This window comes from Mesorhizobium sp. WSM4809 (genome assembly GCF_055811655.1).
The window spans coordinates 103,100-126,861 of sequence record NZ_JBVVQW010000013.1 but is presented as its reverse complement, the minus strand read 5'-3'; the positions used below and the strand labels follow the sequence as shown (position 1 = coordinate 126,861).

Genomic DNA, 23,762 nt, shown 5'->3' with positions numbered 1-23,762 from the left:
ATGCTGCTCGACTATGAACGGCTCGGATGGCTGCGGGTGGCGCTTGTCGGCTTCACGGCGGCCGTCGCGGCATTCCTGCTGCTGCCGGTGGTCTTCATCGTGCTCCTGTCGTTCGGTTCGTCGCGCTGGCTGGCCTTTCCGCCACCCGGCTGGACGCTGAGATGGTATCAGCAATTGCTGGGTGACCCGACCTGGATCGATGCCGCGCTGACCAGTGCCCGAATTGCCGCCATGGCCGCTATGCTGGCCGTCATCATCGGCCTGTTCGCCTCCTTCAGCCTGGTCAGGTGTGAGTTCCGGGGACGCCAGGTCCTGCGCGGATTGCTGTTGACGCCGATGGTGCTGCCGGTCGTCGTTTTCGCCATCGCCATCTACGCTTTCTTCCTGCGCATCGGCCTTGCCGGCACCACGGTCGGCTTCGTCATCGCCCACACCATCCTGGCGCTTCCCTTCGCCATCATCCCGATCACCGCTGCGCTCGAAGGTTTCGATAAATCCATCGAGGATGCAGCCATCGTCTGCGGCGCAAGTCCGTTTCAGGCGCGGCTGAGGATCACCTTGCCGTCGATCAGGATCGGCATCTTCTCGGCGGCGATCTTCTCGTTCCTGGCCTCGTGGGATGAGGTCGTGGTAGCGATTTTCATGGCAAGTCCGACCTTGCAGACCTTGCCGGTTAAGATCTGGGGCAGCCTGCGCGCAGACCTCAGCCCGGTGGTCGCCGCCGCCTCCAGCCTGCTCGTTGGCCTGACGTTTTGCCTGATGATCGTGACCGCACTCCTTCGCAGAAAATTGTCCAGATGACCCGATGCTTCCTGTCCATACGCGCGCTAAGAAAGACGTTCGGCGCCTTCGTCGCCGTCCACGACGTCACCATCAATGTGCCCAAAGGTGAATTCCTGACGTTCCTCGGCCCGTCCGGCTCCGGCAAGTCGACGACGCTCTACGCCATTGCCGGTTTCCAGGATCCGAGCTCAGGCGATGTGCTTCTGGAGGACATGTCGCTGCTTTCGGTGCCGTCGCACAAGCGCAACATCGGCATGGTTTTCCAGCGCTACACGCTTTTTCCGCATCTGAGCGTCGCCGAGAATGTCGCCTTTCCGCTGCGCGTGCGCCGCCGGCCGGATGCTGAGATCAAGCGCAAGGTTGCCGACATGCTGGCGCTGGTGCGTCTCGAAAACTTCGCCGACCGCCATCCGGGCGCGCTGTCTGGCGGCCAGCAGCAGCGCGTGGCGCTTGCCCGCGCGCTCGCCTACGACCCGCCGATCCTTTTGATGGACGAGCCGCTATCGGCGCTTGATAAGAAGCTGCGCCAGGAAATCCAGGCCGAGATCCGCCGCATCCACCGGGAGACAGGCGTCACCATCCTCTATGTCACCCACGACCAGGAGGAGGCGCTGCACCTATCCGATCGGATCGCGCTGTTCAGGGAAGGCCGCATCGAACAGATCGGCACCGGCGAGGATCTTTACCTCCGGCCGGCGAGCGAATTTGTTGCGGGCTTCATCGGCAACTCGAATTTTCTGCCGGCTGAGCATTTGCAAACCGCGCGTGGCGCATCCACGATCCGCCTGGCCGACGGCTCAATCGTGACCGGTATCAAAACGACAACATCGTTCGGCCAGGGTCAGAGGGTCCGGCTGATGGTGCGCCCGGAAGCCTTCCGCCTCGCGCCTGGAGCCACGAGCGCGGCGCTCGCCGTCGAGATCATCGACACGGCGTTCTTTGGCGACCGCCGGCGCGTCATGGCGCGCACGGCCGCCGGCGACGAAATTGATGTCAGGCCAGCCTCTGACGCGGAGGGAGCAGACAGCGCCACAACATCAGGCAAGCGTATCTTTTTTGATCCCGGATCGGCCTTCTTGTTTCCGGCCTGAAGGGCCGGATTGGTCAGGTCACGTCGATGTCTGTGAAGGCCCGAAGAACCGCTTCTTAAAATCCGTGTCTGAACGCTGCCGATCCGCTCCTGCCCAACGCCGCCGGACTGCTTTGCACCTCATGGTCGTAAGGTCGCTTTTGCCATCGCCTGAAAGCTGACGATCGCAGGCGACTGCGCTGGAAGCCGTGGGACAGTGGCCATCGCCCGATGGCGTTCAGGATCGTGCTGGCAAAGCCGCAATCAGCGAAGCAACAAAAGGGGCGGTTTGGCCGTTCTGATGAGTCGCATTGGCGGCTGGGGCATTCGAAGACATGACGACGCAGCAAATTTTGTCATTTGCCGTAACCTTCGTGATGATGGCAGCGTTCGTGTGGGGTCGCTATCGTTATGATCTGGTCGCGGCCGCGGCACTGTTGCTTGCTCTCGCGGTTGGCATTGTGCCTCTTGACGAAGCCTTCAGCGGGTTCAGCGACGATATCGTGGTTATTGTTGGCAGCGCTCTGCTGGTGAGCGCAGGGATATCGCGCTCGGGTATCATGGAGGCCGCCATCAAGCGCTTTGCTCCGAAATTATCGGGAGTTCGGTCGCAACTGGCGCTGCTGGTGATCGTGGTCACGATCCTCTCTGCCTTTGTAAAGAATATCGGGGCGCTCGCTATCATGATTCCGATCGCCTTCCAGTTCGCGCGCCGGTCTAACATTTCACCCTCGATATTTCTGATGCCTATGGCGTTCGGGTCACTGCTCGGCGGTCTCATGACGCAGGTGGGAACATCTCCCAACATCGTTGTGTCCCGAGTACGAGAGGAACTGACCGGAACCGCCTTCACAATGTTCGACTTCACACCCGTTGGAGTTGCCATAGCCGCTGCCGGAACGATCTTCCTTCTGTTTTTCTATTGGTTGTTGCCGGTGCGCGAAAAGCTTGGCGGATCACTGAACGAAGCCCTCGACATCAAGAACTACCTTACGGAGGCTCGAATTGTCGCCGACTCCACGGTGCTTGGGAAAACCGTCGCAGACCTCATGAAGCTCGCCGGCGGCGATGCAATCGTGACGTCGATTCTGCGCAATCGCACGATGCGGATGACGCCACTGCCCGACGCGATCCTCAAGGTGAATGACATCCTGTTGCTCGAGGGCGACCCAGAAGCGCTGGATCGCCTTGTCTCCCAGGGCAGGCTCAGCGTGACCGGGGATAGGGTTGGTGGTGACGACACCACCAACGAAATGGTCGCTATCGAAGCCGTAATCGGTGAAAGCTCCTCTTTGATCGGCTGGACCGCCCAGCGCCTTGCCCTTTACGATCGCTTCAATGTCAACCTCCTGGCTGTCAGCCGTCGCGGGGAGCGCCTCGACCGCAGGCTGGCCGAAGTCGAGCTGAGGCTCGGGGACGTTGTCGTTTTGCGGGGCATTGCAGCCAGGATGCCTGAGATACTTCGTGAACTCGGCTGCTTACCACTGGCAGAAAGGGCAATCCTTCTTGGTAGCGTCCGCAAGGGTATCGTGCCGGTAGTAATCCTTGCTCTCGCCATGGTGGCGACGGCGTTTGGGATGCTGCCAGTCTCCGTCGCTTTCTTCGCGGCCGCTGTCGCGGTTGTGCTTTTCAAGGTCATTCCGCTCCGCGACGTCTACCAATCGCTCGATGGGCCTATACTCGTGATGCTGGCCGTTATCATTCCAGTAAGCGATTCGCTACGCAGTACAGGGGCGACGGGAGTAGTTGCCGGCGAGCTTGCCAAACTAGGGACCATTCTTCCGGCGTCCGGCGCACTGATGCTCATCCTTGTCGCCGCCATGGCCGTTACGCCATTCCTCAACAATGCCGCCACCGTCCTTGTCATGGCGCCTATCGCCGCCGAATTTGCTAGTGATCTGGGCTACCGGCCGGAAGCATTTTTGATGGCTGTCGCCATTGGCGCCGGCTGTGACTTTCTCACCCCGATCGGACATCAGTGCAACACGCTTGTCATGGGGCCGGGTGGCTACCGCTTCAGCGACTATCCCCGTCTGGGACTGCCCCTATCTTTTCTCGTAGTCATTGTTGCCGTGCCGATGCTTATGATCGTTTGGCCAGTGGACTGACATCGATATTCGGATGCCCTCCTTGGAAATCCCACATGACACTACATTCCGGTTGGTGTCGCCAACGGTGGCCCTCTCGTCCCGCCCGCGGCGATAGACACTTTGTTCCAGCCGTTTATCGGGGCGAAGGGAAAGCAAGCAAAAGTCGGCACAAGGAGTGTTTTGCGCAGCGGCAGGGCCATGGTGAACTGCAAGCCGTCACAACGACATTCGATCTTGCCGCTAACCTGAGATACGAGCGTTGCACATCGCGCAGGGCGGACGAGGGCGGCCTGTTAGCCGCCCAGTCATTTCATCTCACACGTTGCGACGCCCTCTGGCCCCCTCCAGGTCATCACCTGTGTAGACATCAGCCGTTGGATCGAAGCCGGTCCAACCGCCTGCTTCGTATTCGTTTCGACGGCGGGCGATGTCGACGGAATTATATTGCTTCAGTATCTCTTCCGCGTCGGGGACTAGGTCGTCTTCGACCCTGGCTGTGACCATTGTTCCCCCACGCCGAACGCCTTCGGCATAAACATGTGCGTCGTTTTCCGGCACACCGGACTCTGTCATCGCGCCGATGATGCCACCAGCTGCGCCACCGACCACGGCACCGCCGACAGCGCCGACCGCAGTCGCTGCCAGCCAGCCCGCGGCAACCACGGGGCCGACACCAGGTATGGCCATCAGGCCGAGGCCGGTGAGCAGGCCGCCGGCCCCTCCGATAACGGCGCCGACACCAGCCCCCGCCGCCGCATCCTCGCCAGCCTCCGACGCTTCGCCCGTAAGCCGGCCGCTCGAATTGCTCGCCACGATGCTAATATCGTCGTGCGGAACGCCGGTGGCTTCAAGCTCACCCACAGCGTCGCTTGCTTGATCGTAATTGTCGAAGAGTCCTGTTACGGTTTTCATCTGATTTTTCCTTGCTTGGTGATCAATTCTTGCCGGCAACGACGTTGCCTTGAAAGTCGAGGGCGATGGGCGCTGCTTTGCCGTCCTTGCTGGCGGTTCCACGCCAGATCCCCTTGTCGTCCTTCGTCAGGGCGGAGACGTCCGAGTAACCCGCCTTCTCGATGGCGCTCTTGGCCTGGTCCTCGGTGAAGCTGTTGGCACCAGGCACCGGCGCCGCAGAATTTGTGGTGTCTGCATCGGAGGCGGCTGGCGCGGAACTGTCGGGGGCAGGAGCGGCAGCCGCGACCTTGCCGATCATCTCCTGATGCATCTTAAGTGTCGGCAACGTCTCGCTTGCAAACGACTTGAGAGCGGAATTGTCGCCATCCTTGGCGTAACTTTCAAACATGCTCACAGCGTCGGCATGCGCCGTCCTCTGCATGTCGGCATAGGGTGCATCGACTGGCGCCGCAGCTGACTGCAACTTGTCGACGTCGCTCTTGTGGGCAGCGTCGAGGTCGGCGGGCACCTGCAATTTCTGTTCGCCGGCAATACTCTCGAGCTTGGCGTTCGCAGTGCCATGGTCGGAGATCATCCTCTGGGCGAAATCCTTAAGGGTCGGATCTTGGAGCTTGTCTTGAGCGACCTTGCTGGACTGCACTTCGAACATCCCGCCGATCGCGGCCTTCGTGACGAAGTCCTGTGCCCTCTCTGCTGACAAGGCAGGCAGTACAGCGGTCATTACGGTCGCGATCGAGAGCGATGCCATGCGTAGTTTGGTTCTCATGCTGAGGTTCCTTGGTTGAGGAGGACGATGAACCCCAATCTCCTGGCGCTACCTTTGTTCCGGACGTTGACAAATGTCGGACATTTCGGGGCGCCGTTCCCGTCGTCGTGAAGCTGGCGGAGCGTCACCGATCCCATTGTCCGGGACCTCAGACCGATCGAAGAGTTGCCATTGCGCGCAGAGGGAGCCTGATGGCGAAAAATCCAACGGTGAAAAGTTCGGTGTGCGATCCGGCAAGAGCCTGAAGCAGACGCGCCCGGTCAGAAAAGCACCACAAAGGCGGAAAGACGTCGGTCGCGCCCCAGACTCCGCCTAACCGGCATGCCGGCGGGTAGGCAGGTCGACATGCGTGACCTCCGCCAAGTGATCGCGCGAACGGCCAAGGCACCCGGCGCTGCTCGTTTCTGATTATGAAAGCCCGCCGCCCCATTTGCGAAGCGGCGGGCTTCATCCGCCCCAACTTGTCAATGCAACTTTGATGCCAAACCTTTTTGGCTCTCTATAGGACAATGGGCCTGTCCGACAGCGATCAAACAGACATCCAAAATGCCAGCAGCAGGGCGCATATGGATGAGACGAAAGCAGCGGTGGCAAAAAGCACGCCCTGCCAATCTGGCGGTGGATCGGACACCAACTTGTCGGGGGGCGGATGATTGTCATTCATGATAAGCAATTTTGCGATGCCAAGTTTGGTCCCGATAATCCTTCAGGTTGTCGGCGGAAATGGCCGCCCTACCGAAGGCCAAAGAAACTCAAAATCGCCAAGACGACGACCACCGGACCGACTAGCCAAATGATATTGTTCATGATCTCTCTCCTGTTGCTTTCGAAAGTTCGCGCCTGGCAGCGCCGATCGTTCGGGACGCCTCTGCTTCGAGTTCTACAAGCTTGTCCCGGATCTCCTCCGGCTCGGCGTGCTCCAATCCGACAACGTCATTTCTGGTTTCATTCAGTGAAACGATGATCTCATCGAGTTTGGCGTGAATGGCGGCGGTGTCGCGATAGCCTTGTAGAAGGACAACACCAGTGATCACGATGGCGGCAACCGACAGGGCGTAGGTAACCGCACTTGTCAGACCAAAGGGCACCAGGGCGGTGCACAAAACCATTGCTATGAGAATGACATAGAAGCCCGGCGGCCGAGATAGGAAGTCGGAGGCCGCGAAAAGGAACCGATTCATATCCGGGCCAAAGTCATCAAGGCGACCAGTGCGGTAATGGCCACACAGATAGGCACTGCTGCCAGTAAGTCTGCCTCTAAGATCCGACTCTCTTTGTCGCGCAACATCAGGTCACCTACTCCAAGTTAAAGATATAGGGTTCGCGAGCAGCTGGGCGGCTCGCGAACCCTGCTATCGGCGTCGGAAGGGACGTTGCTGCGCCGATCCACCACATGTCAGCCAAGCACGAGTGCCATCACGAGAAAGGGGACAGCTGCCAATAACAGCGTGCTTGGCCAGCACTTTTATCCATCTGGGTTTATCCCAAATTCGAGAGACAACAGCCGCGGGGGGCAGGCGTTCCAGTCGCTGTCTCTGACAGGACCAATGCGTGTTCTAGGACCAGACTTAGGCCCCAAAGGGCCTAGACCTAAGTGCCTCAGGCGGAACGTTTAGGGCGGCTCCATGTTCAAGTTGCCGGGCGGCGCGGGACGATGATCGTGTTGCGCCCGTCCCCACGGGAGTGCAGATATGAACATGCTTCTAAAGAACACCGCAGCAGCGATGTTGCTCTTGGCTGGGATCGGCTCAGCCGCCGCGGACGACATCATTATCCAGCCGGAACAAGACACCGTCATCCGCGAATATGTGAAGCAGCAGCCCCTGGCGTCGGTCAAGCTCCCCGGCGTGGAACTGAATGTCGGGACAGCTCTGCCAGACACGGTTGAGATACATGAGGTCCCCAACGTCAAATACCGCTATGTGGTGGTCGACAACCGCACGGTGCTGGTGGACCCGGGCACCCGAAAAATCATCAAGGTTTACGACTGAACGAACCAATCCAACCCCGCCGCCATCGCTGGCGGCGGGGCTGAAGCTATAAATCTCCACGTCCGGACGAAGATGATGAGCCTTAAAGTCGCGACATCGCAAGCGTTCTTGGCACGCCTCTCCGGCACGAATGCGGAAAGCACGTTAGAGCGAAGGCCGAGAGGAAACCCCTCCAAAGGTCTCGGGCTTTATGGATGATGGTCGCGGCCAGGCAGAGTTTTCCGCTCAGCAAGCCAGTCCAGGAGTTCAAGGACCTTCAGGGCACGATCAGTGCACGAGTAATACGCTTTTTGACGCTCCTGCTTCCGCGTGACCAGCCCAAATTCTCGCATTATGCTAAGGTGTTGGGAGAGTGCGGAGTTGCTAAGCCCTAATCGCGACGCCAGATCAGAAACGGATATTTCTCCGTTGGCAAGAATGACTAGAGCGAGAAGGCGCTTTTCATTAGCCATGGCAGCGAGCAGCTCCGCGGACGGCGCATAAATGCTGTGGTTTTCGGGATCCATGATGTCTCCCTCACTCACGCGTCGAGCGGGCCTTGCGCAGGCCGAAATGTAAAGAACTCTGAACTCGCCTCCCATTTACCGCAGCGGCGGGCCAAGGATGACGTGCCGGGATCGTCGGGCGCTCCGGCGCGTTAGAACTATTAGCGTAGCGTAATGTTCCATCAGAAGGGCGTCGCTGTCTGACGGCCGGCGTCGGCGGCTAAGCGCCTTAGCTCCTGGATCGACCCTTCTTCGAAGCCTGGGAACCTTTGGCTTCGGCAGCAAGGCGTTGTTCTCGAAGTCGCGCAGTTTTTAAAAAACGCGCCTCTCTCTCGGCCGCGTTAGCAACTTTTGCCTCGCGGTCTGCGCGATCCAATCGGTCTTTGTCGATGCTTCGCTGGGACACTTTGGCCTCCTACCAGAAGACCGTTGAATTTACTTTTCGCTAAATTGTTCCCGTCAATTCGGCGACTGCCTTCCTGACGCTTGCGGCACCAACAAAGCAAAACACCGCCACCGGCGTAGCGGGCTCTTGAAGAGGCAGGCAATTGGAGGGTACTGACAAACTAGGTACCGCCACAGTGCTTCCGGCATCAAAGGTGCCGGATCGCAACGCCGCATGCCGACAGCATCGATGGGCCGGAGATGAACGGCAAGGACCCCTGTGCAGTTCGCCAAGCACCTTCGGGTCCGGAGAGCCTGCACTGCAGCCTAGCAAGCTCTTCGAAATAGGCCGCGAGATCGTCATCAGCATTCGCCGGCTCTGAACATTGGTGATGTTGTGGAACCCACGGTGATGTTGTGGAACCCAGCGCAAGCCTCACATCGCTGCTTCCTGCTCCATCTCTTTCATGTCCTGAAAGCGGTCCGCAATCCGTGGGTGAACCCGGCCGCCGTCCGCAGCACCGATGGCAACGACAATCTCGTCGGCAGCCGGGCCGTCGGCGATCTGGAAGTTGGCGGTGATGAAATGCGAGCGGCGACCGTTCTCGCTCTTGTGCATCATCGGCAGCGATAGCAGCGCGCCCGGCGCGTTGCGGGTGTTACAGAATTCGAGATAGGTCGTGCCGCCGACGGCGTCGCGGAAGACATTGCCGAAGCGCAGCGTATGGATCATGGCGGAGGCATGCTCGATCTCGCCGGCGGTTCCGACGGCGGCCGCCTTGCCGTAGCTTTCGACGCGTTCCGCCTGCATCAATCCAATCAGGCGGCTCGTGAGTTCCTGCCCCAGCCGGGGCGCTATGGCGACAATCTCCGGCTGCAAATCCTCGACGAAGCCGCGCCCGGCCCATGGGTTGCGCAGGACGGCTGCCACCACGATCGACGTTACCGGCCTTGCACCCGCTTTGCCGCCTTCGATGTGCACTTCCTCGATGAAGGTGCTGACTTTTCGCAATTCCATGATTTGGCCTCTCCAGGTGGAAGCTCAAGCTAATGCACGCCAACCATCGGGTATTCCTCCGGTTCGTAGGAAGAAACGGCGTGCGTCCCGCTTGGAAGCGGTGTAGCGTTCGTATATCCGCGACGGCTTAAATTCGCCCTTCGCGAGCGGCGGAAGATCAGGCGTGGACCACGAGTCGCAAATTCTCTCCTTGCGGGATGCCGCCAGCCTCATCAATTCGGGCGGCGATCTCCAGTCCGTGCTGCGCCATCTCGTGCTGGCGGCCTGTCGTCATGCCCAATGGACTCTAGGCTCGATCATGGGCATCGACGCCCCCCACGGCCACGCCTATGTCATCGTGCGCCACGACCCGACGCTCATTCACCGCACGTTGCCGGACCGTTGGGAGCTGGCCACCAGTCCCTCGATCGTCGCGCTCAACCGCAACGAGCCGGTCTACATCAGGGACGCGCGCGTATCGGAGGAGTTCCCGGGCTACCGCCGAGAAGCCTTCGAGCGCGACTACCGCAGTGTTCTGGTCATGCCGATGAACTGCGTCGACGAAGACGGCCGGCCGATGGTGCTGACCGTCGTTTCCCGCGAGATCACCGAAGTGACGGCGCAGGATATCGCCTTCATCGGCATGATCGTGCATCTGGGTGAGATCGCGGTCGAGAAGCAGCATCGGCTGCGCCAGGAGAAGCAGGCCGGCGAGCGTCTGCAGCGCGCCCTCTCGGCGCACACCTCGCTTCTCCAGCAAGCCTTGTCGGACGGATCGGTGGCCTCGCTCGCCGAAAAAGTCAGCGAGCTGCTACCCAATCCTGTGGTGGTGATCGATTTCCATGCCAATCTGGTTGTCGCCGGCCGTTCCCCGAGCGAGGCGCATTTCGACACCGCCTCCTGGCAGCAGGCGGTGAGCGGAACGCTCAGCCGGCAAATCTTCAAGATAGCTCGCGGCGCGTCCGACGGGCGTCACACCGAGACGCTGTTCGTCGATGACGGCAAGCGACAGCTCAAGCTTTCGGTGCGCATCGAGCCGCTTAGCATCGACGCCGAAGTGGTTGGCGCACTGATGATTTTCCCGACGCCTCACGAGTCTGGTCAACTCGATCAGATGCTGCTCGACAGCACCAAATTCGCCCTCAGTGTGCAGATGATGCGCAGCTTCGTGCGCTTCCGTTTCGAGACGCGCTCGCTGACCGAGCTTTTCCTGGAGGTGGCGGAGCGCCGCTGGCGCGACGAGGCCGATATCGTCAATCGCGCCCGCCGGCTGGGGCTCGACTTGACCGTTGCACAGAAGATGATCGTCGTCGACCTCGCCGAACAGGACGGTGCCATCGGCCTTGCCGATCCGCATCATGAGGTCATGCGTCTGCTGCAGCAGGCCGGCATTGCCGGCACGGCAATCGCGGTGGAGGATGGGCTTGTCTGTCTTGTCCCGGCCGATACCGGGCAGGATGGCGCGCGCTTCGCGAAATTGCCGCACAAGATTGCGGCCGGGCTTGGCCGCTATTTCGAAGGTGAGCCGGTGGTTGTGCTTTCCGAGGCCTGTGCCGCGCTGGTCGATTATCCCATCGCCTGGGAGCGGTGCCGCCGCATGATCCGGATCGGCCGTTCCTTCGGACGCACCGGCGTTTTTGCCGGCCAGGATTTCGGTCCGTTGCCGATATTGGTCGCCGCTGCCGACGCTCCGGACGTGCGCGGCTTCGTCGACGAAAGTGTCGGCGCCCTGATCGCGCATGACCGCGAGCACGGCACGCCCTATCTGGAGACGTTATTTGCCTATCTGCGCGAGGGCTGCCGCAGCCAGGCCTGCGCCGACGCCATCGGCCTGCATGTCACCACCTTACGCTATCGCCTGTCGCGCATGGAGGACCTGTTCGGCATCCGTCTCGACACGCCCGAACAGCGCTTCGCGGTTGAACTCGCGATCCGTCTCAGCGGCATCATCGACAGCCGCACGCCGACAGCCCGTTAGACTCTGTTGACCTCGCCACCACTGTTTCGACGCGGCAGCCGCCGCAAGTGCAGGCGCGCTGCGCCTGCACTTGCTCGGGATGGCAGCAGCACGCCCCGACATCTTTCCTACAGACCGGAGGAAGAAGGCCGGCCGTCTCTTGCCTAGCTTTCATCCGACACTATGGGAGGAAAGCAATGGCGGACGCGGTGGTACACAGGACGATCGACCCGATCGCCTTGCGTCGTGCCTTCGGCACCTTCGTCACCGGCGTGACCGTCATCACCACGCGCGACTGCGACGGCAATCCGCGCGGCATGACCGCGAACTCCTTTACCTCGGTCTCGCTTGACCCGCCGTTGCTCCTGGTCTGCGTCGCCAAGGCGGCGGCGAGCTTTCCCGCATTCAACGAAACACGGTCCTTCGCGGTCAATTTCCTCCATGAAGGCCAGGTCGACGTTTCTTCGGTGTTCGCATCCAAAGCGGCGGACAAATTCCAGTCGGTCAACTATGACCGCGCCCACACCGGCGCGCCGATCCTCACCGACAGCCTGACATGGTTCGACTGCACCGTTCACAACCGCATCGAGGCCGGCGACCACATCATCCTGATCGGCCAGGTCCAGGCTTTCGGAACCAGCCCATCGGCGCCGCTCGGGTTTTGCCGCGGCCGTTACGCCAGCGTAAAGGATCCGCTGCCTGCCGGCTGGCTGGCCTCGCAGGACATGATCATCGGCTATCTTGTCGAAGCCGGCGACCGCATCCTCTTGCGCACCGATGGCAAGGGAAGTTGGGTGCTGCCGACGGCGCGGCGCCGCAAGGCCGACAGTCAGCTCGTCCTCGATGGCGGCGAGGCGCTGACCCTCGTCCCTGAAAACACCTTCCTCTATTCGGTCTTCGACGTCGCCGACAGCGACCCGGGCTATCTCATCTACCGCGCCGAACTGAGCCGTGAGAGCGCTGAAGCAGCACTTCCGGATGGCCACGCCTTCTTTTCCGTCGACGTGCTGCCCTATGAGCGGGTCGCCACCCATGAATTGCGCGCCATGCTGCGCCGCTATGCGCGGGAGCGCCAGGACAAGCGCTTCGGCATTTACATCGACACCGGCGACGGCGGCCGCGTCGCCATGATCGACGGCCAGTCGCAATCGTGGACGCAAGCCGCATCCGAATGATGCTTCACCCAGGACAGACAGCATGAAAACGACGGTCGAATCGCTCGAAGGCTCACGCCAGAACCTGTTCATCAACGGCGCGTTCGTGGCGCCGAAAGGTAGCCAGTACATCGACAGTTTCGATCCGACCACCGGCAAGCCCTGGTACCAATTCGCAGAGGCCAATGCCGAGGATGTCGGCGCGGCCGTGGAGGCGGCGCGCCTAGCTTTTGCCAATCCAGTCTGGCGACGCATGACCCAGACCGACCGCGGCACGCTGGTGCGCCGTTTGGGGGAACTGGTGCTGGAGCACGCCGACGAGTTGGCGCTGATCGAGACCCGTGACAACGGCAAGCTGCTCAAGGAAATGCGGGCGCAGATGCGCGCCATGCCCGACAGCTACACCTATTTCGCAGGGATGGCCGACAAGCTGCTCGGCGACACCATTCCGGTCAACAAGCTCGACATGCTCAATTTCAACCTGCGCGAGCCGATCGGCGTCGTCGGCATGATCACGCCATGGAACTCGCCGCTGATGCTGCTCACCGGCACGCTGGCGCCATGCCTGGCGCTCGGCAACACGGTGGTCGTCAAGCCGTCCGAGCATGCCAGTGCCTCCACGCTCGCGCTGGCCGAGCTGATCATGGAGGCCGGCTTCCCGGCCGGCGTCGTCAATGTCGTGACCGGCACCGGCGCCGTGGCGGGGGACGCGCTGACCCGGCACCCTGGCATCGCGAAATTCGTCTTCACCGGTTCGACGGCGACGGGCCGGCGGATTGCCGCCAATGCGGCTGAGAACCTCATCCCCTGTTCGATGGAACTCGGCGGCAAGTCGCCACATGTCGTCTTCGACGACGTCGACATCGACCATGCCGTCAACGGCGTCGTGTCCGGTGTGTTCGCGGCGGCTGGGCAGACCTGCGTCGCCGGTTCGCGCTGTTTCGTCGAGGCCAGCGTCTACGATCGGTTCGTCGAGGCGCTGGTCGAACGCACGCGGCGCGTGCGGGTCGGGCTGCCGATGCTGGAGGAAACCGACGTCGGACCGCTGGCGCTGTCGGTGCAACTCGCCAAGGTGGAAGGCTACGTCGCCTCGGGCGTGCGCCAGGGCGCGCGGATTGCGGCCGGCGGCAAGCGGCCGCAGGCGGATGAGCTTGCAGGCGGCTGGTACTTCGAGCCGACCGTGATGACCGATGCCGACAACGGCATGGACTTCATGCAGGAGGAGCTGTTCGGTCCTGTCGTCGGCGTCATCCCGTTCTCGTCGGAAGACCAGATGATCCGTCTCGCCAACGACACCCGCTATGGCCTCGCCTCCGGCATCTGGACCCGGGACATCAACCGCGCGCTGCGTTTCGCCAGGAATGTCGAAGCCGGCACCGTCTGGATCAACACCTACCGCGCCTCGTCCTTCATGTCCGCCAATGGCGGCTTCAAGGAGAGCGGCTACGGGCGGCGCGGCGGCTTCGACGCCATGGAGGAGTTCTCGCGCCTGAAGAACGTCGTCATCGACTACTCGGGCGCCATGCAGGACCCCTTCATTATCCGCCTTCGCTGACCAACCCGACGCACTGGGGAGACCGACATGAAATTCGCCGTTTCGCTGACCATGGAACGCTTCTCGCCCGACATGCCGATGTCGAAGGTGAAGAGCAATCTCCTCGAGTTGGCGCGCCTGGCCGACGAGGGTGGCTTCGAGACGCTGTGGACGGCGGAGCATCACACGATCGAATGCACGATCTCGCCCAACCCCCTGATGACGCTGACCTGGCTTGCCCAGCATACCGAGCAGATCCGCCTCGGCACCTCGACGCTGGTCGCGCCCTACTGGAGCCCGATCCGGTTGGCAGGGGAGGCGGCACTTTGTGATCACCTGACCGGCGGGCGGCTGGAGTTCGGCATCGCGCGCGGTTCGTACCAATATGAGTTCGACCGCATGGCCGGCGGCATGCCGCAGCAGGAAGGCGTTGCCTATCTGAAGGAGCTGGTGCCGGCGGTGAAGAAGCTGTGGGCACAGGATTATGCCCATGACGGCGATTACTGGAAGTTCCCGCTCGCCGCCGGCGTGCCGAAGCCGCTGCAGACGCCGCATCCGCCGATCTGGGTGGCCGCGCGGGACCCGGGAACCTTCGACTGGGCGGTCGGCATCGGCGCTTCGATCCTGTCGACGCCCTTGTCGGCGCCGGCGGCCGAGATCGCCGTGCTCGGCGAGAAATTCCGCAAGGCCGTCGCCGATCATCCAGAGGTGCCGCGCCCGCGCCTGATGATGCAGCGGCGCACCTGCGTCTACGAACGAGCGCACGACTGGGAGATCGCGGTCGGGCATGCCATTGACTATGGCCGCGCGTTCGAGAACCTGTTCCAGAACATCGGCACCGTGCAAAACGGCTTTCCCGAAGCTATCCCCTACGAGAGCGTCAAGGGCAAAGACAATTACAATCCCGAGAACATCCGTCGCAACCTGATGTTCGGCACGCCCGACGAGGTGATCGAGAAGCTGCTCGACTATGAAGCCGCGGGCGTTGACCAGTACTGCCTCGGCCTGACGTTCAACCTGCCGTTCGAGCTGCAGAAGAAGACGATCAAGCTGTGGGTCGACGAGGTGATGCCGGTCTTCGCCGCGCGCGAGCGCGAAAGGGCGCGCCAGGCGGCGAGGGCGTGACCATGGCGCGCTCCGGCCAGCTCGATGTCGAGGGCGTACTGCTCAACTGGCGCCTTGAGGGTGAGGGTGGGTTGCCGCTGGTCTGCATCCATGGAGTCGGCTCCTATCTCGAAGCCTGGAGTGGCGTGGCGGGCCAACTGAAAGATCGCTTCTCGGTTCTCACCTTCGACCTGCGCGGCCATGGCCGCTCCAGCCGGATCAAGGGCCGTTACGAGATCGATGATTTCGTCAAGGAAACGCTGGCGCTGGCCGACCATGTCGGGTTTGCCACCTTCCATCTGGCCGGGTTTTCACTGGGTGGCCTGATCGCACAGCGCCTGTCGCTGACGCATGCCGAGCGCCTGAAAAAACTGGTGTTGCTGTCGACGGTCGCCGGCCGCACGCCCGAGGAACGGCACGCGGTGCGTGGCCGGCTGGCGGCGCTGATGGCGAGCGATGCCTCAGTGCATCATGCAGCCTCGCTGTCGCGCTGGCTGACGGAGGATTTTCAGGACAGCAACCCGGAGGTCATCGCCGAGTTGCGCCGGCGTGACGCTGAAAACGACCGCGACTGCTATGCGGCCGCCTATCGCGTTCTGGCCGAGACCGATTTCGGCGGCATTCTCGACCGCATCACCTGCCCGACGCTGATCGTGACCGGGGAGGACGATCAGGGCTCCAGCCCGCGGATGGCACGGCTGATGCACGAACAGGTGCAAGGGTCGCAACTCGCCATCCTGCCCGGACTTCGTCATTCGATCCTGATCGAGGCGCCGGCTCGGGTTGCCACCCTGATGGGCGATTTCCTGATGGACGCTGACCGCGGGAAAGGGGGCGGCGCCGATGAATAGCAGCCTTCGCGATGCGAAAGCGAACGCCGGACATCACTGGCTGCACGACACCTCGCAGGGAGCGGGCCGAGACCTTCCCTGTGATCGGGGGAATGGCGACGGCAAACATCCTCCGCGACATCGGAAGACCGGACCGGCCACGACGTCGCTAAATCGGCGGGCCTTTGGGAGAGGACGCCGACCAGGTCGGCACGAAATTGGGACGTCATGACCGGCTGAACGGAAGTGACTGCAAGGAACTGAACAACAACAGGGGAATACGGATATGACATTCTGGAACAGACCACAGCTGACGTTGGCCGCGATGGCGCTTGCGCTTGGCGCATATCCTGCTCACGCAGGCGCGGTGCTCGACCGCGTTTTGGCGGCCGGCACGCTCAAGGTGGCGACCGATGCCAACTGGGCGCCGCAGTCCTTCGTGAATTCCAGCAACGAGCTGGACGGCTTCGATGTCGACGTCGCCAAGGCCATCGGCAAGCACCTCGGCGTCAAGGTCGAGTTCATCACGCCCGGCTGGGACATCATCACCGCCGGCCATTGGGCGGGGCGCTGGGACATGCATGCCGGCTCGATGACGCCGACCAAGAAACGCGCCGAGATCTTCGATTTTCCGGCGGTCTACTATTACACGCCGGCGGCCGTTGCCGTGCACAAGGACAGCAAGGCCAAGACGCTGGCAGATCTCGACGGCAAGGTGGTCGGCGCCACCAGTACCTCCACCTTCGAGGCCTATGCCAAGAAGGATCTGACGCTCGACGCCGCCGGCGCGCCGCCATTCGAGTACAAGCTCAACCCGAAGGAGGTCCGCTCCTACGAGAATTCGACGACCGCCTTTGACGACCTCCGCCTCGGCGACGGCGTGCGCCTGGACGCGGTGGTCTCTTCGCTACCGTCGATCCTCGACGCCGAGAAGGCCGGCTACCCGATCAAGCAACTAGGCGATCCGGTGTTTTACGAGCCGCTGGCGATTGCCATCGAACGCGGCGATCCCGAACTCTCCGCCAAGATCGGCGACGCCGTGAAAGCGATGAAGGAGGATGGCACGCTGAGCAAGCTCTCCGAAAAGTGGTACGGGCAGGATTATTCGAAGACCAACTAGCCCCTTTCAAAGGCGGCCTGCCCCCCGGCAGGCCGCCGAACAGCCGGTGCTCAAAGATGCTCTATCCCGATACCGTCGAAGCCGAAATCCTCGTCCACAAACCCTGGTTCGTGGCTACGATGTTCGGCGTCGTTCTGCTTCTCTTCATGGCTTTCAACATGTCGAGCACCAGCTTTGCCGAACTAATGCGCCCCGTGATCGGCGAACCGTCGGTGAGTGGCTTCTACGGCCGCTTTGCCATTGCTTTCGCCATAGCGGTGATCTTCACCTTGAACGTCGTGCTGATCGGCTTCGCGCCGCTCAAGTTCCAGATCGGCATCGTCTGGCTCGAACTGCTGCTCCTGTTCATCGCCTTCTTCGAAACGTTCCATCTCAGCCTGCCCTTTATCAGGGAGAAGCTGCCGTTCCTGATTAGCCAGGGCGTTGTCACCACACTCTACGTCTCGGCCATTTCGATCGTTATCGCTTCCGTCATCGCCGTCGCCGGTGCGGTGGCCAAGCTTTCCAGCAATGGCTTCGCCTACGCCATCGCCAGCTTCTACACCTCCTTCTTCCGCGGCCTGCCGCTACTCATGCAGGTCTATCTGATCTATCTCGGGCTGCCGCAGCTCGGCTTTGTCATTGATGCGGTTCCGGCCGGCATCCTGGCGCTATCGCTCTGCTACGGCGCCTACATGACCGAGATCTTCCGCTCCGGCATACAGAGCATCGATCGCGGCCAGTGGGAGGCGTCGCGCTCCATGGGCTTCGGCTTCACGCTGACCATGCGTCGCATCATCCTGCCGCAGGCATTGCCGGTCATCATTCCGCCAACGGGCAACCAGTTCATCTCGATGCTGAAGGATTCCTCGCTGGTCTCGGTCATCGGCGTGTGGGAGCTGATGTTCCTGGCGCGCACCCTCGGACAGAAGACCTTCCAGCACATGGAGATGCTGATCTCGGCAGCCATGATCTACTGGATGCTGTCGATCTGCCTCGAACTGGTCCAATCGCGGATCGAACGGCATTACCACAGGAGCAAGGTGCGATGAGCGCTCCGGCCATCATTGAAGCCAAGTCCGTTTCCAAATGGTACGGCAAATTCCAGGCGCTGAAGAACATCAACCTGATCGTCCACAAGGGCGAGCGGATCGTGATCTGCGGGCCCTCGGGTTCCGGCAAATCAACGCTCATCCGCTGCTTCAATCGCCTGGAGGCGCATCAAGAGGGCGACATCGTCGTCAACGGCGTTGCCTTACATGGCAAGATGACCAACGTTGCCGCCGTGCGCTCCAACGTCGGCATGGTCTTCCAGCACTTCAACCTGTTTCCGCACATGACGGTGCTGATGAACTGCATGGCCGGCCCAATGTGGGTGAAGGGCGTATCGGAAAAGCAGGCGCGCAAGACCGCACTGAAGTTCCTTGAGCGGGTCCGCATTCCCGAGCAGGCGAACAAGTTCCCCATCCAGCTGTCCGGCGGACAGCAGCAGCGCGTGGCGATTGCCCGCAGCCTGTGCATGGAACCGGCTGTCATGCTGTTCGATGAGCCGACCTCCGCCCTCGATCCGGAAATGGTCTCCGAGGTGCTAGAGACGATGACGGGATTGGCTCGGGACGGCATGACCATGGTGTGTGTGACGCATGAGATGGGTTTTGCGCGTGCGGTTGCCGACCGGGTGATCTTCATGGACGCTGGGCAGATCGTCGAGGAGGGCACGCCCGACGGGTTTTTCGGCCACCCGCGCCATGATCGAACCAAGTTGTTCCTCAGCCAGATACTGAAGCATTAAACTTCCAGAAAAAAGCTGCGTGGATGCGCTGGACGAACGGCCCGTGCCTTTCCTCAACCAGCAGCGCGCGGGTGCCGCCGATCCTTGCGGATCGTGTCTGCCAGCGCGACGCTGACGTCGGACGCTTTGCTAGCCTCAATGCCAATCACCAAGCTGCTCAACAATATCGATGCGGTAGGCGCCGGATTTTGCGTACCCACAGTGTTGCCGATGCCTTGCAAGTCAGCCGGGGAACCATTGAAAATCCTGGCCGTTACGGTGGTCCTGGTCCGCGCGAGAGGGCACTTTGGAAACAGATGATGCATCACCGATCACTTCTGGCGTCGAGGGTCTCGATTACATCCTGAGAGGTGGTTATGCCAAATACCGGTCACACCTGATCGAGGGCAGGCCTGGATCCGGCAAGACGACGCTCGGGCTGCAGTTTCTGATCAACGGCGCACAGAACGGAGACAGGTGCCTTTACATCACACTCCGAGAGCAAGCGTGAACTTCTGTCGGTCGCCAATCGTCATGGGATGTCACTAGACGGCGTAGACATTCTGGAACTGGTACCCCCGGAGCTCAGCCTCGATCCGTCTCAACGCCAGACACTGGTGCACTCCTCCGACCTTGAACTGGGTGAAACGGTCCAATCCGCACTGGATGAAATAGGCCGTCTTAAGCCGGATCGTGTCGTTTTCGACTCCCTGTCGGAGATACGCCTCCTATCCCAGGGCTCCTTGCGCTACCGGCGGCAGGTGCTGGCGTTGAAGAGCTTCTTCCTTCTTAACGACGCAACGGTTCTGCTCCTTGACGACCTGACCGCCGAATTTGACGATTTGAACCTGCATTCTATCAGCCATGGGGTCATTCGCATGGAGCAGCTGTCACCCGTGTATGGGGGGGAACGCCGCCGCTTGCGGGTCATCAAGATGAGAGGTGTGGAAATTCGTGGCGGATACCATGACTTTGTCATCCGGCCAGGTGGGGTATCGGTCTTCCCCCGGCTCGTGGCCGGCGAACACGACGAAGGGAAGCAGGGCCCGCCAGCCATAAGTGGCACTTCCCTCGACAATCTATTGGGCGGCGGGCTGTCACGAGGCACCAGCACCTTGTTGATCGGGCCATCAGGTGTAGGCAAGTCTACGATTGCTTCAACATTCTGCCACGCCGCGCTTTTGCGCGGCGAGACGGTGCTGGTGCTTCTTTTCGATGAAACGAAGCGTATCTTCCTGGCGCGCGCAGCCGGGCTTGGATTGGACCTGGAACCGTTCATCAAGAGTGACATGCTTCTCCTGGAGAAAGTCGAGCCTGCTGAACTGTCACCCGGAGAGCTGTCGTCTCGGATCCAAGCCGCCGTGGACCATTCGAATGCGCGGCTTGTGGTGATCGACAGCCTAACCGGCTACTTGAATGCGATGTCCGAGGAACAGCATCTGGTGTTGCAAATGCACGAGATCCTTACCTACCTCAATCAAAAAGGCGTCGTCACAATCCTTCTGCTCGCCAACCACGGATTGCTCGGGCAAATGGTGGCGCCCGTGGACATGACATACCTCTGCGATTCGGTCATGTTGTTGCGCTTCTTTGAGAATGACGGGAGGTTGAGGCGCGCGATCTCAGTAGTGAAAAAGCGCGTCGGCGCCCATGAAGACACCATTCGCGAATTCAAGATCAGCCCCGCCGGCCTCGCCGTGGGGGAACCTCTTGAACAGTTCCGAGGCATCCTGACGGGGGTGCCCTCCTATCAGGGCAAGCAGGGCGATCTTCTCAAAGATAAATCATCGTGATGGCAACGGATCCCGGAGTGCTCATCCTCTCACCGACCGGCCGTGATGCAAAAATCGCGGCATCAATCCTCGCGTCGAAGGGCATTGTAACGCATATCTGCAGCACTCTTGCTGAGACGTTGCCGCTGCTGGATATGGCACAGTGCCTAGTCGTTGCAGAAGAAGCATTGCTCACTTCGGATCGCAATCCATTCGCCGCCTGGCTTGAAAGCCAGCCGGCCTGGTCTGATTTTCCGATCGTTCTGCTCACGAGCGTGGCGCTGAGTTCGACGAGCGGCTGAGATTTCTCGACCGCTATCTCATCGTTCTGGAGCGGCCGTTTCTGGCATCAAGTCTAGCCAACTCCGTGCGTTCCGCGCTGCGCGCCCGCACGCGGCAGCTCGAAGTCAAATCCTTGCTCGAGCACAAAGAGGAAGTGGCGCATCGTCAGAAGCTGTTGATCCGGGAGCTTCATCACCGCGTCAAGAATACTCTCGCTAATGTGAGAGCGATGATGGGGGCAACAGCCCGCTCAAGCAGCAATGTGGATGATTTCGTGCGCAATTTCTCGGCCAGGCTGGTATCTCTGGCTGACACCCATTCGATGCTGACAGATGATTATTGGCAGACCGCATTTCTGCACAAATTGCTGGAAACCGAGCTTCGGCATTACGACACGACGGACAGGTCACGCATTCTCTTGGAAGGGCCTGATGTCGCGCTTGTCGCGGATCTCGCAATACCCGTGGGCATGGCTTTCCATGAGCTGGCGTCGAATTCGTCGAAATTCGGAGCGTTGTCCTGGCCTCGGGGACGGCTTGAGGTACGCTGGTCGGTGGCGCAATTCAAAAATGCTCAAGTGGTTCATCTTGACTGGCGTGAACGCGATGGCCCTGAGGTGCACCCGCCCCAGCGAAGTGGTTTTGGCACAACCTTGCTAGAGAGGGTTGTCGCCGTGCAGTGCGACGCAAAGGTTGAGCTGCAATACCACCCCAAGGGGTTAAGATTTGCAATGGACTTGCCCCTTCGGGACACCAGGCTTGTCCCTGCCTACTAGTCTGCGCGGGCCGTTTCGGGGGCGCCCTATTGGCGGCAAAAGGCCTATCTGGCGAGCAATCGCGGGGACTTTGCATCTCCACACTATTAGAGCTGGGAGCGTAGCCTGCTGGCAAAGTAGTCGGTGACCTTTTCGCTCACCGGACGTGCTTGCCACTCTTCCAGCCTGACTTGCCTTGATCGTTTCAGGTCCTCGTTGAAGATGTCTATTTGCGTTCGCGCGAATTCCATGCCGTAGACGTTCAGACTGGCCTCATCGTTGAGGCGCAAGGAACGCTCATCCAGATTGGCCGAGCCAACGCTCACCCAGACATCGTCGACGATCAAAAGCTTGGGGTGGTACATTGTGGGTTGAAACTCAAAAATGCGCACACCGGCTTTGAGCAATTCGCCCCAGAAATAACGTGAACCCTTTCGCACTATGGGCACATCCGTCAGCCAATTGGGAACGATGACATCGACCGAGACGCCTCGCTTCCTTGCATCAAGAATCTGCTGCAGGGCTATGTCGTCGGGCACGAAGTAGGCCATGCCGATGCGCAGATGATCCTTGGCCGCGGCTAGTGCTGCCAACATCATCAACTCCATGTTCTCCGAGCCGTTTGGCTGCGAAGAAAGTATCAACTGGGCATCGAGCCCACCAGCGGGCGCAACTGCAGGGTAGAACTTTCCGCCCTGCAATGTCTCGCCGGTCGTCTCAAGCCAGTTTTCCGCGAACGCCGCTTGGAATGCGGACACGGCGGGTCCTTCGATCCGGTAGTGCGTGTCGCGCCATTCATTTGAGTTGCGTGCGTTCCCGCGCCAATTATCGGCAATGCCGGCGCCGCCAGTGAATGCTATCCGGCCATCGACGATCAGCAGCTTGCGATGAGTTCGGTTGTTTACACGGTCCAACGTATACCAGCGTAAAGGCCGATAGCGTTCGAACTTCACACCGGCAGTGGTCATGATGTGGATCAAGTCCTCGTCGAAGGGAAGGCTGCCAACCCAGTCGACGTTCACACGGACTTCGACGCCTTCGCTGGCCTTCGCCGCCAATGCGATCGCGAACTCGTAGCCGATGGCTCCTGACCAATAAATATATGTCTCCATGTCGACGCTGGATCGAGCCGTCCCGATTGCTTGCAGCATAGACGGAAATATTTCGTCTCCGTTGATGAGAGTTTGGACCGCATTGGAATCGAACATCTGCCCTTGCGAATAGCTGCTCATCGTCTCGGAAAATTGGGGATCCGTAGCGTCGAACCGATGGGGGACGATTGATCGTAGAACGCGCGGCTCTGGAGTAAGACTTATGATCAACACCGTGAGCAGGCTGGCCATGGTGGCGATGGCCAGATAGATGAGCACCTTTCGCCAAAGCTCAATGCCGGAGGTCTTCTTGCGGGCGCCTGACGCGACGGAACCGAAAGGCTGCACGTCAATCGCCCCGCTGCTGGCGATGGCGATGCTTTTCGATCTCCTCGGGCTCTTCATCATCGATCCGCGTGATTGCGGCTCCGTGCCAATCCAAGCTCTGTCGCTCGAAGATCATCCAAAGAATTGCGTAAGCCAACAAGATCAGGAACGCAGCGGGACGAGAGGTCAATGTGCCAATTGAGGTAAGCACGCTTGTGACCGTATGGTTTGCCATTCCAAAGAACTCGCGGCAGTGCCCCTGGTTCCCATGAGGCATCATACCGCCCCGCCGTGCCTACAGTGGCTTATGGGTAGGCCACTTGAGTACATCGCCTCTGGCCAGTCGTTACTTTCGATCGAGCACCTTTCGGACCTTCTCGGCCAACTAGTCGATCGTGTAGGGTTCGTCAAAAGCTCCGTTCCAAAATCGAGCGTGCCATTGTGACAGCGATACATTGTCCTGCCCATTCGTTCGAGCATCAAAAATCCCGGAGCATTCTGGCAGCCTGGAAAATGCGAAAATGAATTCGTGGTCCAATGCCGTCGGTATTTAACTTGGGCGATGCAGCTATGTTCCTGCTTTTGCAAAAATTGCGCAGCCTCGTACGCG

Annotated in this window: 18 protein-coding genes and 2 pseudogenes; 14 read left to right on the top strand and 6 right to left on the bottom strand. The window is 60.6% G+C overall.

The genetic code is table 11. The annotated features are described in order from the left end of the window. The 3 genes from AC0L24_RS25660 to AC0L24_RS25650 all read left to right on the top strand — a co-directional run bounded on the left by AC0L24_RS25660 (position 1) and on the right by AC0L24_RS25650 (position 3,960). Positions 1–801 carry an ABC transporter permease gene (locus tag AC0L24_RS25660; RefSeq protein WP_473564274.1) on the top strand — a complete coding sequence of 267 codons (801 nt, stop codon included), beginning with the start codon at positions 1–3 and terminating at the stop codon, positions 799–801. Next, on the top strand, positions 798–1,874 hold the full coding sequence (locus AC0L24_RS25655; protein ID WP_473564273.1) for an ABC transporter ATP-binding protein: 1,077 nt from the start codon (positions 798–800) through the stop codon (positions 1,872–1,874). The genes AC0L24_RS25660 and AC0L24_RS25655 overlap by 4 nt, the downstream gene beginning before the upstream one ends. Before the next feature lie 313 nt (positions 1,875–2,187). Beyond that, positions 2,188–3,960: an SLC13 family permease gene (locus AC0L24_RS25650; protein WP_127807832.1), complete on the top strand. Its 1,773-nt coding sequence runs from the start codon at positions 2,188–2,190 to the stop codon at positions 3,958–3,960. A 297-nt stretch (positions 3,961–4,257) separates the two neighbouring features. Here the strand turns inward: AC0L24_RS25650 and AC0L24_RS25645 are convergent, their stop codons facing one another. The 3 genes from AC0L24_RS25645 to AC0L24_RS25635 form a co-directional block, all read right to left on the bottom strand. Next, a complete protein-coding gene (locus tag AC0L24_RS25645) occupies positions 4,258–4,854 on the bottom strand; it encodes a general stress protein (RefSeq protein ID WP_127398531.1) in 597 nt (198 codons plus the stop codon). A gap of 22 nt (positions 4,855–4,876) precedes the next feature. After that, on the bottom strand, positions 4,877–5,620 hold the full coding sequence (locus AC0L24_RS25640) for a DUF4142 domain-containing protein (protein ID WP_127807831.1): 744 nt from the start codon (positions 5,618–5,620) through the stop codon (positions 4,877–4,879). An 803-nt stretch (positions 5,621–6,423) separates the two neighbouring features. Beyond that, positions 6,424–6,801 carry a low affinity iron permease family protein gene (locus AC0L24_RS25635; protein ID WP_127320400.1) on the bottom strand — a complete coding sequence of 126 codons (378 nt, stop codon included), beginning with the start codon at positions 6,799–6,801 and terminating at the stop codon, positions 6,424–6,426. A gap of 510 nt (positions 6,802–7,311) precedes the next feature. On the opposite strand from AC0L24_RS25635, the gene AC0L24_RS25630 reads away from it, so the two are divergent. Next, positions 7,312–7,611 carry a DUF1236 domain-containing protein gene (locus tag AC0L24_RS25630; protein WP_127266845.1) on the top strand — a complete coding sequence of 100 codons (300 nt, stop codon included), beginning with the start codon at positions 7,312–7,314 and terminating at the stop codon, positions 7,609–7,611. A 188-nt stretch (positions 7,612–7,799) separates the two neighbouring features. Here AC0L24_RS25630 and AC0L24_RS25625 read toward each other — a convergent pair whose 3' ends face one another. Continuing rightward, the gene (locus AC0L24_RS25625) at positions 7,800–8,117 is read right to left on the bottom strand and encodes an ArsR/SmtB family transcription factor (RefSeq protein ID WP_164873700.1); all 318 of its coding nucleotides are present in this window, start codon (positions 8,115–8,117) and stop codon (positions 7,800–7,802) included. Positions 8,118–8,916: 799 nt separating this feature from the next. Further along, the gene (locus AC0L24_RS25620) at positions 8,917–9,498 is read right to left on the bottom strand and encodes an amino acid synthesis family protein (RefSeq protein WP_128287425.1); all 582 of its coding nucleotides are present in this window, start codon (positions 9,496–9,498) and stop codon (positions 8,917–8,919) included. Between the two features lie 163 nt (positions 9,499–9,661). On the opposite strand from AC0L24_RS25620, the gene AC0L24_RS25615 reads away from it, so the two are divergent. The 10 genes and pseudogenes from AC0L24_RS25615 to AC0L24_RS25570 all read left to right on the top strand — a co-directional run bounded on the left by AC0L24_RS25615 (position 9,662) and on the right by AC0L24_RS25570 (position 21,755). Further along, positions 9,662–11,455 (top strand): helix-turn-helix domain-containing protein, encoded by a 1,794-nt coding sequence (locus AC0L24_RS25615; protein WP_127807827.1) that lies wholly within the window; start codon positions 9,662–9,664, stop codon positions 11,453–11,455. 176 nt (positions 11,456–11,631) lie between these two features. After that, positions 11,632–12,609, top strand: coding sequence for a flavin reductase family protein (locus AC0L24_RS25610; protein WP_127807826.1), 978 nt, complete (start codon positions 11,632–11,634; stop codon positions 12,607–12,609). A gap of 22 nt (positions 12,610–12,631) precedes the next feature. Further along, the gene (locus AC0L24_RS25605) at positions 12,632–14,143 is read left to right on the top strand and encodes an aldehyde dehydrogenase (RefSeq protein ID WP_127807825.1); all 1,512 of its coding nucleotides are present in this window, start codon (positions 12,632–12,634) and stop codon (positions 14,141–14,143) included. Positions 14,144–14,170: 27 nt separating this feature from the next. Continuing rightward, positions 14,171–15,247: an LLM class flavin-dependent oxidoreductase gene (locus AC0L24_RS25600; protein WP_127807824.1), complete on the top strand. Its 1,077-nt coding sequence runs from the start codon at positions 14,171–14,173 to the stop codon at positions 15,245–15,247. Positions 15,248–15,249: 2 nt separating this feature from the next. Beyond that, positions 15,250–16,077, top strand: a complete 828-nt coding sequence (locus AC0L24_RS25595) for an alpha/beta fold hydrolase (protein ID WP_127811247.1) — start codon at positions 15,250–15,252, stop codon at positions 16,075–16,077. 265 nt (positions 16,078–16,342) lie between these two features. Next, on the top strand, positions 16,343–17,176 hold the full coding sequence (locus tag AC0L24_RS25590; RefSeq protein WP_127332357.1) for a transporter substrate-binding domain-containing protein: 834 nt from the start codon (positions 16,343–16,345) through the stop codon (positions 17,174–17,176). Between the two features lie 56 nt (positions 17,177–17,232). Then, positions 17,233–18,207, top strand: coding sequence for an amino acid ABC transporter permease (locus AC0L24_RS25585; RefSeq protein ID WP_127332355.1), 975 nt, complete (start codon positions 17,233–17,235; stop codon positions 18,205–18,207). After that, positions 18,204–18,947, top strand: a complete 744-nt coding sequence (locus AC0L24_RS25580) for an amino acid ABC transporter ATP-binding protein (RefSeq protein ID WP_127807823.1) — start codon at positions 18,204–18,206, stop codon at positions 18,945–18,947. The genes AC0L24_RS25585 and AC0L24_RS25580 overlap by 4 nt, the downstream gene beginning before the upstream one ends. 286 nt (positions 18,948–19,233) lie before the next feature. Next, positions 19,234–20,719, top strand: a pseudogene (locus AC0L24_RS25575) (ATPase domain-containing protein). Then, positions 20,719–21,755 (top strand): annotated as a pseudogene (locus tag AC0L24_RS25570) (sensor histidine kinase). The pseudogenes AC0L24_RS25575 and AC0L24_RS25570 overlap by 1 nt, the downstream one beginning before the upstream one ends. 86 nt (positions 21,756–21,841) lie before the next feature. Here AC0L24_RS25570 and AC0L24_RS25565 read toward each other — a convergent pair. Continuing rightward, positions 21,842–23,233 (bottom strand): phospholipase D-like domain-containing protein, encoded by a 1,392-nt coding sequence (locus AC0L24_RS25565; protein ID WP_473564272.1) that lies wholly within the window; start codon positions 23,231–23,233, stop codon positions 21,842–21,844. Positions 23,234–23,762: the final 529 nt, after the last annotated feature.